Annotated in this window: 12 protein-coding genes; 9 read left to right on the top strand and 3 right to left on the bottom strand. The window is 45.3% G+C overall.

The features are described from left to right. Positions 1-17: 17 nt before the first annotated feature. Entirely contained in the window at positions 18-1,613 is a 1,596-nt protein-coding gene (locus AC121Z_RS04485; RefSeq protein ID WP_498127037.1) for an isocitrate lyase, read from the bottom strand. Positions 1,614-1,896: 283 nt separating this feature from the next. Between AC121Z_RS04485 and AC121Z_RS04490 the strand changes: the two genes are divergently transcribed. Both AC121Z_RS04490 and AC121Z_RS04495 read left to right on the top strand, forming a co-directional pair. Continuing rightward, the gene (locus AC121Z_RS04490) at positions 1,897-2,853 is read left to right on the top strand and encodes a chemotaxis protein CheV (protein WP_498127039.1); all 957 of its coding nucleotides are present in this window, start codon (positions 1,897-1,899) and stop codon (positions 2,851-2,853) included. A 60-nt stretch (positions 2,854-2,913) separates the two neighbouring features. Continuing rightward, a complete protein-coding gene (locus tag AC121Z_RS04495; protein WP_498127041.1) occupies positions 2,914-4,344 on the top strand; it encodes an alkaline phosphatase in 1,431 nt (476 codons plus the stop codon). Positions 4,345-4,369: 25 nt separating this feature from the next. On the opposite strand, the gene AC121Z_RS04500 is transcribed toward AC121Z_RS04495, so the two are convergent. Next, on the bottom strand, positions 4,370-5,092 hold the full coding sequence (locus tag AC121Z_RS04500; protein WP_498127043.1) for a VC0807 family protein: 723 nt from the start codon (positions 5,090-5,092) through the stop codon (positions 4,370-4,372). A gap of 47 nt (positions 5,093-5,139) precedes the next feature. Further along, the gene (locus AC121Z_RS04505; protein WP_498127044.1) at positions 5,140-5,682 is read right to left on the bottom strand and encodes a rhomboid family intramembrane serine protease; all 543 of its coding nucleotides are present in this window, start codon (positions 5,680-5,682) and stop codon (positions 5,140-5,142) included. A gap of 321 nt (positions 5,683-6,003) precedes the next feature. On the opposite strand from AC121Z_RS04505, the gene AC121Z_RS04510 reads away from it, so the two are divergent. The 7 genes from AC121Z_RS04510 to AC121Z_RS04540 all read left to right on the top strand — a co-directional run bounded on the left by AC121Z_RS04510 (position 6,004) and on the right by AC121Z_RS04540 (position 12,086). Continuing rightward, positions 6,004-7,341, top strand: coding sequence for a sigma-54-dependent transcriptional regulator (locus tag AC121Z_RS04510; protein ID WP_498127046.1), 1,338 nt, complete (start codon positions 6,004-6,006; stop codon positions 7,339-7,341). Positions 7,342-7,365: 24 nt separating this feature from the next. Further along, complete coding sequence (locus AC121Z_RS04515; protein ID WP_498127048.1) at positions 7,366-7,596, top strand: hypothetical protein; 231 nt, start codon at positions 7,366-7,368, stop codon at positions 7,594-7,596. Continuing rightward, positions 7,589-9,091 carry a sensor histidine kinase gene (locus tag AC121Z_RS04520; RefSeq protein ID WP_498127050.1) on the top strand — a complete coding sequence of 501 codons (1,503 nt, stop codon included), beginning with the start codon at positions 7,589-7,591 and terminating at the stop codon, positions 9,089-9,091. The genes AC121Z_RS04515 and AC121Z_RS04520 overlap by 8 nt, the downstream gene beginning before the upstream one ends. 4 nt (positions 9,092-9,095) lie before the next feature. Beyond that, a complete protein-coding gene (locus AC121Z_RS04525) occupies positions 9,096-9,533 on the top strand; it encodes a response regulator (protein ID WP_498127052.1) in 438 nt (145 codons plus the stop codon). A gap of 10 nt (positions 9,534-9,543) precedes the next feature. Continuing rightward, complete coding sequence (locus tag AC121Z_RS04530; protein WP_498127054.1) at positions 9,544-11,484, top strand: response regulator; 1,941 nt, start codon at positions 9,544-9,546, stop codon at positions 11,482-11,484. Positions 11,485-11,659: 175 nt separating this feature from the next. Next, positions 11,660-11,836 (top strand): DUF1328 domain-containing protein, encoded by a 177-nt coding sequence (locus tag AC121Z_RS04535; protein ID WP_498127056.1) that lies wholly within the window; start codon positions 11,660-11,662, stop codon positions 11,834-11,836. Positions 11,837-11,894: 58 nt separating this feature from the next. Then, complete coding sequence (locus AC121Z_RS04540) at positions 11,895-12,086, top strand: hypothetical protein (RefSeq protein ID WP_498127058.1); 192 nt, start codon at positions 11,895-11,897, stop codon at positions 12,084-12,086. The last annotated feature ends 125 nt before the right edge of the window (positions 12,087-12,211 follow it).

Here is a 12,211-nt window from a genome sequence, read left to right on the forward strand (position 1 = left end):
TTTTCGTTCGAAAGGGATTAAACATCAAACTGGTTCATGGTGTTGTCTTTACCAGACGCTTTCAATGCTTGCTCACCTGAGAAGTATTCTTTGTGTGTATCACCCAAATCTGAGCCAGCCATCGCTTGGTGTTTAACACAGGCCAAGCCTTGACGTAATTCTTGGCGCTGAACACCTAACACATAAGCAAGCATACCTTCTTCACCAAAGTATCCCTTGGCGAGGTTATCGGTAGAGAGTGCTGCAGTGTGGTAGGTTGGCAGCGTGATCAAGTGGTGGAAAATACCAGCTTCGCGGGCTGCATCGGCCTGGAATGACTGGATCTTCTGATCCGCCGCTGCTGCTAGCTCAGTTTCATCATATTCGACACTCATTAATGCGCTGCGCTCGTAGGCTGATACGTCTTTACCTTGCTCCTGCCATAAATCAAAGATTTGCTGACGGAAGTTAAGCGTCCAGTTAAACGATGGAGAATTGTTGTAAACCAGTTTCGCATTAGGTACGACTTCACGGATAGCATTCACCATTTCAGCGATTTGACCCACGTGTGGCTTTTCAGTTTCGATCCACAATAAGTCTGCGCCGTGTTGCAGTGAAGTCACGCAGTCCAGAACTACACGGTCAAAGCCGGTGTTTTCCTTAAACTTGAACAAACCGTTCGGCAGGCGAGTAGGCTTAGCCAACTGTCCGTTCTGTTTAATCACTAGGTCGCCTTCGTTAAGGTCAGCAACTGTGTTCACTGGTGTTGTGTCTAGGAACGCATTGTACTGAGCAGCTAAGTCACCTGGCTCTTGAGATACTGGGATTTTTTGCGTTAAGCCTGCACCTAAACTATCGGTACGCGCAACAATCACACCATCGTCGACACCTAGCTCAAGGAAGGCGTAACGTACAGCATTAATCTTGGCGAGGAAGTCTTCATGCGGCACGGTTACTTTGCCGTCTTGGTGACCACACTGTTTAGCGTCTGATACTTGGTTTTCAATCTGAATACAGCAGGCGCCGGCTTCGATCATCTTTTTCGCCAGTAGGTAAGTCGCTTCTTCATTACCGAAACCAGCATCGATATCCGCAATGATCGGAACAACGTGGGTTTCATAATTATCAATTTCGGCCTGGATTGCACTGGTGTCCGCGCCAGCAGCTTTGGCCGCATCTAATTTCTTGAATAAATCGCCGAGTTCACGAGCATCTGCTTGACGCAGAAATGTATATAGTTCTTCTATCAACGCTGCGACTGATGTTTTTTCATGCATGGACTGGTCAGGAAGAGGACCAAACTCAGAGCGTAGCGCGGCTACCATCCAACCCGATAGGTATAAATAGCGTTTATTGGTGGTGCCTTGATGCTTCTTAACCGCCAACATTTTTTGTTGTCCGATGAAGCCATGCCAGCAACCCAAAGACTGTGTGTATTGAGCGCTATCTTGATCATACTCTGCCATATCCTTGCGCATGATCGCCGCAGTATACTTCGCGATGTCTAACCCTGTCTTAAAACGGTTTTGCACTTTCATACGAGCAGCATACTCAGGGTTAATGCCGTTCCATGTGCCGTTCTGTGCGTCGCGTAATTTAGCTACTGATGCTAAGTCTTGTTGATACTGTGACATAGTTAATTCCTCTCTGTCGAAGTAGGGTTGTATCGTTGTGTAAGAGCATCCTAAGCGCTTTGACTGAATAACTAAATAGTATAATTATCATGTTCGATATAAATTTAATGAATGTTGGTGTGGGTGCATTGCCGCCTAAACCTCTGGAGTGGCTCAGGTAAATGCGGAAAATGCCGATAAAACTCAGTGAAAACTGATGATTAGCGTGGTCTAGCGGATAAAATTGTCATCTCTGATCTCAAGGTCTATTCTTTCTAAGATGCACGCAGTATAAAGAGTACTTATGTCAGGCATTTTAGCGTCTGTTGATCAGCGCACCAAACTTGTGGGTGAAAACCGTCTTGAACTATTAATGTTCAAGTTGGGTACTCGGCATGTGTTTGCGATTAATGTATTTAAAGTGAAGGAAGTGATTACGGTCCCTAAGCTTAACCAAATGCCTGGTTCACATGCCAATCTAAAGGGCGTAACGAATTACCGCGGTGCAGCAATCCCCATCATCGACCTGCGCCAGGCAATTAAAATGGCCCCGCTGAAGGGTGAGGCTGCTGCGCAGCAGCATTCGAATGTGATCATTACTGAGTACAACCGCAGCGTGCAAGGCTTTCTTATTGGCGACGTGCTTAATATCGTGAATACTTCCTGGAGCGACATCCAACCGCCGCCGAACAGCATAGGCAAGGCAAATTACTTAACGGCAATTACTCAAATTGAAATCAACGATAAGCGGGAGCTCGTTGAGATCATCGATGTTGAAAAAGTACTCGCTGAAATCATTGATTATGATATTGAGATATCAGAAGAAGTGCTCGACCATAACGTGATTGAGCATTTGAAAGGCCAGACCGTGCTGATCGTTGATGATTCAGCTACCGCAAGAAAACAAATCCGCGAGACCTTAGAACAACTCGGAATTAATATTATTGAAGAAAATGATGGTCTTAAAGCTTTGAAGCGTCTGCGGGCATGGGCAGACCAAGGCGAAAAGGTGACGGATAAAATTTTGATGATGTTTACTGACGCCGAAATGCCAGAAATGGACGGCTACCGACTCACTGCTGAAGTTCGAGAAGACCCCCGCATGAGCGATTTATTTATTGCCCTGAATACGTCACTGAGTGGCAGTTTTAACGAAGCGATGGTACAGAAAGTTGGCTGTAATCGGTTTATCTCAAAATTCCAACCGGATCTATTGGTCGACGTTGTCCAGCAACGCATGCGGGAATTTCTCGAGCAATAACGTTCCACTTTGGGGGCTGCTGTTTTACAATTACGGGGTTTTTTTCCATGAGTAACAACTATGCGTTTACTTCAGTCTCTAGGGATGGCGTCTGCACTATTGCTTGTTAGCGCATGCACAGCAGCGCTACAACCAACGTCAGAGCAGTCCAGCACTGCACCTAAAAATATCATTATGGTAGTTGCCGATGGCATGGGCCCAGCCTATGTGACTGCGTACCGAAATTATCGCGATAATCCGCAAACGCAAGAGGTCGAGAAAGTCGTTTTTGACCAGATTTTAACTGGGACTGCCAGTACTTACCCTGCCCAGGTCTCTGGCTATGTGACTGATTCAGCTGCCAGTGCAACGGCTTTGGCTAGTGGGATCAAATCCTATAATGGCGCGATCGGGGTTGATGTTAACAAACAACCCGTTAAAACGGTGTTACATGCTGCCAAACTGCAAGGCATGAGAACTGGCATAGCGGTTACTTCGCAAGTTGTTCACGCAACACCCGCGGCTTATGTCGCCGCTAATGAGAGTCGTAAGAACTACAATCAAATCGCCGATAGTTATTTTGATGACCGGATCAACGGTAATTTTGCTTTGGATGTCATTTTAGGTGGTGGGCAAAGCTACTTTGAACGTGATGAACGTAATATTACCGGAGAGTTTATCGATGCTGGCTATCAGTACGTCGATACCTACAATAAACTGGCGACGTTGACGCAACCGACAAGAGTGTTGGGTTTGTTTGCCCCTGTGGGTTTGCCATGGGCACTTGATGACACGCGTAGTAACCGTTTGAGTTACTTAACCCAGCATGCGATCAAGCATTTACAAAACCCCAATGGCTACTTTTTGTTGGTGGAAGCCAGTCAGGTCGATTGGGCTGGGCATGCAAATGATATCGCGTCTGCTATGGCAGAAATGCATGATCTGGCGCTAACCATTGAGTTTTTGCGTGAGCATGTCAAACAGAACCCCGATACTTTAGTGGTGTTGACGGCTGACCATAGTACTGGAGGGCTGACCATCGGTGCGAACGGTGATTATCGTTGGAGTCCTGAGTATTTGCATAAAATGACTGCTTCGATTGCGGCAATAACCAAGGCACTTGCTGATACAAATGATCGTATTGATACGGTAGAGGCGGCGTTTGGTTTTGCTCTTAACGAAGATGAAAAGGCCAAAATCAATAACCTAGATTTAAACTTGGATGAGCGTTCGCAACAAGCGGTATTAAAAGCCATCATTGATCAGCGCACAAATACTGGCTGGACGACTTGGGGTCACACCGGCGTTGATGTTGATGTGTTTGCTTTTGGGCAGGGAGCTGAAGCATTTCGCGGTGCGATGGATAATACAGATATTGCCAAACGGATCTTTGCATTTCTAGCTGCGCATCCGGTCGCTGACACCGTGTCGACAGAAAATGACGCAAAACAACGCCAACCGTCCGGCACTGATAACGATTGTTCATTCAAAGACAGCTGGCGCTGCGAATAACGCCTAATAGCCCGTCTAAGGCGGGCTATTGATTAAGAAAGTCTTCGATATCTTCGCCGGTAATCTTTTTAATTTGTGCAAACAAATACCACAAAGCTGTGATCAGCAAAATCATGCTAGGGATTACGATCACAGGGTAGCTGAGCGCGGTCATGCGGCCGAGTTCTTCGGTATATTCAGTGGTTCCTGGTGGGCTAACCAAAATGACTTTTGCCAACACGTAGTTGAGTACCGCACTTAAAAAGAAAGAGCTAGCCACAATGTAGCTGCTGACTGCGACTTTCTTTTCAAATTCGTCGGTTTTACCTTTCTCTTGCAATACTTGGTTGAGGTGAGGCCAGTTGATGATCTGATCATTCAGAACGAGAATTTTCACTAATGGCTTGTGTGAGTATTGCGTAACAATCACAGCAAGCCCGATAAGCGCAGGTATTGCGGCTTCTTTGATGGCAATATATTCTGCTGGCAGTTCCAGCAAACTGATCCCGCCGGTGAGTAACACACTCACGATCCCCAAAATCGAAAATGCGTTAACCTTGCCTGAGGCCTTTAGATCCCACAGTCCATAACCGATTGGGAAGCTCAAGGCTGCAACAATACTCCAGGCTGGACCTAACCACTCATCCGAACTGGCGTAACTCATTATCACCACAGGGATAATGATGTTGAAAATCAGATTGCCAAAGAAACCGTTGTTCGGCTTTTCTGCGGTTTGAGGTTGTTTATTCGGGGTCTTTTCTGCAGGCATCAAGTGTTATTCGTTATCGGATCAGGCTACCAGTATACTGTGGCAATTTACTTTGCCCAATACCATGCGGCAACTAAGCCAGAAAAAAAGCCGAATAAATGTGATTCCCAGCTAATAAACCCGCGGGTGGGTAGTACACCAAATACCATTGAGCCATAAAGCACCGCGACAATAAGAGAGACTAGCATCATACGCTTTTGTTGACTCCGCCAACCCACCAATAAAAGATAGCCAAAATACCCGTAGATCAATCCACTGGCGCCAACATGAATGGCACTGCGGGCAAATAACCAGACGGCTATGCCGGTCGTGAGAATGAGCCACAGTGAAACGGCAAAAAAACGTAACCGGCCTTGCAACAATATCAGACCTGCGAACACCAAAAGCGGAACAATATTTGCCCAAAAATGTTGCCAACTCCCATGAATAAATGGGCTGGTTAAAATTAATGGCAAGGTGTTTAATTGGCGCGGAAACAGACCGAATTCGACTAATCCACGTTGAGTAAGAAGGTTGATTAACTCAATACTCAATAGAAAAAGAGCGAAGCCAATGAGTAACTTCACCGATTGTTTTAATTCATTTTGCATGATTTTTCTCAGTGCCGTTTTCAAAAAAATTTGGGCGACTGCGAATCAGCGAATGTAGCGCTTCACCATCCCAAAGGGTTCTTTCGGTATTGTATATTCGCGAGCCGACGAGATTCATACGCCTACTTCAATTCTAAGGTTCTAGAAGCACTAGTCCTAAAAGAACATGTCTACACTGAGTGTTTATAAATCCATATTCAAACTTGTTACAGACAGACAATAATATGGGTTCGACAAAAATTTCTGAGAAAAGTTGATTAAAAGATCCAAATTATCGATGTATCGTATTGGTATTGTTAAGCGTTTAATAATAAGGATTTTATGCTCACTGTACTACTTGTTGATGATGATACTGAATTTACTGGTGTCGTCACCACTATCATTGAATTTCTTGGGTTTGATGTGTTAACAGCGAGCAATCTTGCTGACGCTAGGCAGTGGTTGCAGCAGGAACGTATCGATCATGTTTTACTTGATTTCATGTTGCCAGATGGTAGCGGTGTACACCTGATTGATGACATTGGTAACCTGAGTTACTCCCCCAAAATAACGTTAATAACGGGTCACCCATCGGTTAAACAAGTGGTTATGGACTTGGCCGGCCCAAACGTTGACTACTTAATTAAACCCATCAACCGTGAAGAAATTGAACGGGTACTCTCTGGCAAGTCAGCACCAAAGCCAAAAGCAACCCAGCGGTCAAACGTTAAGCGACATGTGGGCGGGCTTATCGGTGAGTCAGATGTAATGCATGAGCTATACCTTATGATTGAGCGCGTAAGTCAAACGCCCGCCAATGTTATGTTGATGGGGGAGAGCGGCGTTGGTAAAGAGGTGGTCGCACGAGCCATTCACAGTGCATCTGGTTGTCAAGGCGAATACATCGCGACCAACTGCGGAGCGTTATCGAAAGAGTTACTGGGAAGTGAGTTATTTGGGCATGAAAAGGGGGCATTTACCGGTGCTGTAAATAAGAAAATAGGGGTCTTTGAGCAAGCGCAAGACGGTACCTTATTTTTAGATGAAATCACCGAAATGCCCATTGATATGCAACCCAGCTTGTTGCGGGTACTTGAAAATCAGACAGTGGTTCGCGTAGGAGGAACCAAAGAGTTGCCGATTAATTGCCGAGTGATCAGTGCAACCAATCGAGATGTTGATAGTATTGCAAGCAGTAAAGTGATGCGCGAAGATATTTATTTCCGCCTCGCTGTGTTTCCTATATCAATCCCTCCTCTACGTGATCGTAAAGAGGATATCCCGCTATTGGCTGAGGCTTTTATCGAGCAAATGAATGCGGAAAATGGGACTCATTTTACATGGACGGTGGAACAGTTCAGCTTTTTACAGGCTTATGATTGGCCGGGCAATGTTAGGGAATTGCGCCATTTTATTCACCGTGCGGTGATCATGAGTGATCCTGATTCCGAAAAAATTCAACTGCCACAACGAATAGAATCACCGTTTGCCCGCAATGTAGAGCAAGATAATCTGGCAGTATCCGCTGGCAAAACCATCGAAGAAGTGGAAAAACAGCTGATTTATGCCACGCTGGAAGAGGTAAATGGCAATAAAACTCTCGCCGCAGAGATGCTCGGGATTAGTACAAAAACGCTCTACAACCGCCTACACAGTTATGGTGAGATAGACTCGCATTAATCTAACAAGAGGAGTGAGCGAATATTGGAAGATACAGCCCAAGCTCAGCTTAATGCCCTGATCCACGACGCGCGAAAACCCTTAAACCGGATCACGATGCAAGCAGAATTAATTAAAATGGCTTTACATGATGAGATTCCGCGCGATAAGGCGCTGGAAGCGCTGGAAAATATTATTAAGGGCAGTAAAGACTGTAGTGCTAGTTTGAGTGAAATCAGTGATTTCGTTGCCAATTGGTTGACAAACAATGACTAAGTTATCCGCGTTGTTTCGCACTGTTTATGGGTGGGGCATTATTAGTCTTGCAGTGGTATTAGTGTTAACCACCAATTCTTTTTTGGTGTTAAACACTATCGATGAACTCACTGATACCGAGACTAAGATTGCCAATACCGATCGGATTGTCGATGCGTTAAACAATTTACATGTCGCTATTCTGACTGTTGAATCGGGGCAGCGCGGTTACCTATTAACTCAAGACGAGCAATACTTAGCGGATTACCGCAGTTCCTTGGATAAAATGTCAGCGCAGTTAGACAGTGTTGCAGGGCTCAGATCAACCGCCAAGCCGCAACAACAACGAATCGAGGCGTTGTTAGAATTATCCAGAAGTAAGCTAAATACCATGGTTAATCGTGTGGAGTTGGCGAAGCAAGGTGAGTTAAGTAACAGTGATACTATTGCAGGCGCTCAAACCGTAGCAGCCTATCAGCAAATCAAGGCGTTATTTAGTGAGATAAACCAAGAAGAAATGGCGTTGCAGCAACAGCATCGTCAACAACTGCGACAAATTACAAAAAGTGCCAAAGTCACGTTTGTGATTTCAACGGTTACAACCTCGATCCTATTACTCTTAGTGTTTAGTCTTATTTATTGGTCTAACCGAGAAGCTCAGGGGTATCAACAGCGACTCGAACAGCAAAATGACGAATTGGAAGAAAAGGTAGCGACGCGTACAGAGGCATTGCAATTATATTCAGACGAAATTGCACGAAGTAATCGCGAATTAGAAGATTTTGCTTTTGTAGCGTCACATGATTTGCAAGAGCCATTGCGCAAGATAAGAGCGTTTGGTGACCGCTTGGAAAGTGGCTATGGAGATGTGCTGGATGAGCGCGGAAGGGACTTCTTAACCCGGATGTTAAGTGCTGCAGCGCGAATGTCACAATTGATCAGTGACCTGTTAGAATTTTCGCGAGTGTCGACGCGCGGAAAGCCGTTTACTGAAATCGATTTAAATACGGTCATGGCGCAAGTTATTTCAGATCTGGAAGTCGCCATAGAGGAGAAATCGGCAACCGTTAATGTGGGTGAACTGCCGACTCTTGAGGCCGATGGCTCTCAATTAAGTCAGCTGTTCCTTAATATTGTTTCAAATGCTCTGAAATTTCAGCCACCTGAGCAATCGCCCGTGGTGAATGTGTATGCCAGTCCAGTCCAAGAAAGAGAGCTTCTGGAACGCGATTTAGATCCCAGCTTGACTTACTATGATATTTTCATCGAAGACAATGGTATTGGTTTTGAGCAAGACTATGAGGATAAAATCTTCACTCCCTTTCAGCGTTTACATTCACGCTCGAGTTACGCGGGCACAGGCATCGGCTTGGCGGTTTGCCGACGTATCGTAGAACGTCATAATGGACACATTCGAGCGGTGAGTGAGCCCAATCGCGGTGCGAAATTTATCATTACGTTAGCAACGCAAAACCAGCCATTTTCTAGTGGAAACATTCAAGAGGAGGGAGACTAGTTAAATGAACAAGAAAAGCATTACCATTTTGATGGCGGATGACGATGAGGACGATCGTATGTTAACCATCGATGCCCTTAAAGAGAGCCGTGTGTTAAATGAGTTTTACTGTGTTGAGGATGGTGTTGAATTATTGGAGTTTTTGCGACACCAAGGTAAGTACTCCGATCCTGAATCTGCGCCACGACCTGGATTGATCCTATTGGACTTAAATATGCCGAGGATGGATGGTCGTGAGGCTCTGCAAGAACTAAAGCAAGATCCAGCGTTACGGAATATTCCTGTGGTAATCCTGACGACCTCCAAGCAGGAGGAAGATAAATTACGTGGTTATGATTTGGGGGCAGCGTCATACATCTCCAAGCCCGTCGACTTTGATGGTTTGGTCGAGGTGATGAGTGGACTTGGCCGTTACTGGGTTGAAATTGTTGAGTTACCATAGGGCAGGATAATTGGCCACCATTCGCATTCTTTTAGTTGAAGATGATGAAGATGATTATCTGTTAACCCAAGACTACTTGCGTGATGTTGAGCGCTTGCAGTTTGCTGTAACTTGGGCTGATAGTGCAGCATCAATGCGCAGATATTTGCAGTCTGACGTTTTTGATTTGTGTCTGTGTGATTTCTTGTTGCGAGGAGAGACGGCACTTGATGTTTTAACCTATTTTCGTCAGCACAATATTGATCTGCCCGTCGTCGTTTTATCTGGCCAGACCGACCCCAGCATTGATGAAAAAGTGATGTTGGCCGGTGCTACTGATTACCTTGCTAAACAGGAGATCGGGTCGACTCGATTTTTGCGTGCATTGAGGTATGCACTTGCCCGCAGAGAAGTTGAAAATGCACGTTTGCAGCGCACTAAAATAGAACTCGAAAATAAAGCAAAAGACCGCTTTCTCGCGCATTTGGGACACGAGCTACGGACCCCGCTGACCTCAATCCTTGGTTATACCGATATCTTACTCAGCGAGTCACGGGGGGCAGCGGTTACAGAAGAACTGCAGGTGATCAAAAATAATGGTAAGCATCTGTTGAGCTTACTCAATGACTTATTAGATATGTCAAAGATAATCGCCAATAAGTTTGAGTTAAACCCAAGTCAAATCAACTTCAATAGTTTTCTCACTGATCTCTACTCTTTAATGCGGATCAATGCCCACGATAAAGGATTGCGACTGATTTTCGAATCAACCGGCCAGATCCCTGAAGTCATTGAAATTGATGAAGTTAGATTACGGCAAGTTTTAATCAACCTGATCAGTAATGCGATTAAGTATACGGATACGGGCAGTATACGCTTGGTAGTGGAGTTGCGTCATACCGCCGGGTCTGAGCAGGAAGCAAAACTGGTTTTTAAAATTATCGATACTGGTATTGGGATAGTGCAGTCAGAGCTGGCGAACATCTTTAAGCCGTTTGAGCAAATTGATGACGTGATCAGCGCCGAGCGCGGTGGCGCCGGATTGGGGTTGGCTATTTGTCAGGAAATTGTGCGTCGGTTTGGTGGCGACATTGCGGTCAACTCTCAGTTAGGTCAAGGAAGCACTTTTGAGTTTACGGTTCCGATCCGCGTGTCTGAATGCAGTCGTGCAAAGGACTTGGTACTAAGCAGTGAGCAACAAAGAGTCATGCATACAGAGCATCAGCGGATCAGGGGGCATATTCTGGTGGTTGACGATATGCCTGAAATTCGCCGGTTAACCGGTTATTTATTGCAAAAAATGGGGGCCACAGTCAGCTATGCCGATAATGGTTCTGTGGCTTTGCACGTATTACAAAATGAACAAGATTCTAGCCCAATTGACGCTGTGTTAATGGATATTCATATGCCGGTGATGGATGGTTTTGAGGCAACTCGCAAGATCCGTGCAGGCAACGATAGACGTCCTATTGTTGCCTTGACTGCCGCCAATCATAGAGGGCTTGCTGATGAGCTATTGGCACAAGGGTTTAATGCTGTTGTGCCAAAACCAATAGATGCAAACGTGATGGCGCAGACGCTGGTTGGGCTCCTGCCGAGCCAACCGCTGACTCAAACATCCGCCCCTAACATTTTGCTGCTAGAGGACGATCAGGATGCCGCAGCGTTGATGGCGACCTTATTGCAAGCGTTGGGCGCGCAGGTTGATGTTGTCGCCAATATTGCTGCAGCTGAAGAGCAGCTGCAGCAGCAGAAGACTTATACAGCATGTTTTATTGACCGACAACTGCCGGATGGTGATGGTCTAGCGTTTGCAGCTAAGGTATCCGTGCAGCGCGAATCGATGCCTGTTGTGCTAATCAGTGGTTATGAAATATCCGCAGAAGAAAAGTTATCGGCAAAGTTACATGCGGCTTTATTAAAGCCAATCAGCAAAGATGACTTAGCACGCATTCTAAGCTCAATCAGTTAAATAACAAAACTTGTTTAATTCTTTGTAATAAGTTCACACTGGTGCGTAAGTTTTATCGGTGGGCACTCCAAAAATTTTCCCGATAGACGAATAAATCCATATTAAACAATGCCTTACCCTTTGGCATGATTAGCGCATGTTAGGTTTTAACTATAACTCGCAAAGGGAGAACATCATGTTAGGTTGGGCAATTGCTTTTTTCATCATAGCAATTATTGCAGCAGTATTTGGTTTCGGTGGAATTGCTGGAGCGGCTACGGGGATCGCACAGTTTCTGTTTTATCTATTTATTGTGCTGTTAGTTTTATCACTCCTCTTTCGCGCCATTAAAGGTAAACCACCGACAGCGTAGAGAAGCGTTCACCGAAACAATATTTTAATTATTGATTAAATCTGAAAAGGAACATGTAATGAAAACGAAAACACTATTCAAAATTGCCGGAGTTGCTGCGTTTACGCTATTTTTAGCCGCGTGTGAACAGGGTCCTGCTGAAGAAGCGGGTGAAAAAGTTGACGAAGTAATCACTGATGCAGGCAATGCCGTTGAAGATGCGTGTGAAAATGTGAAAGAAGGCGTCAAGGCAGAAGACACGGATTGCTAAGTAGGACCGTCATTTGCGTATCACGCGATGCATGAAAGGCCTCTCCAATGGATAAACCTATTGGAGGGGCTTTTTGGCATTACGGGTACTTCAATTGACTATTCACCTTCCGCCTTACGCGACTT

Source organism: Alteromonas sp. DYW1 (assembly GCF_059752595.1).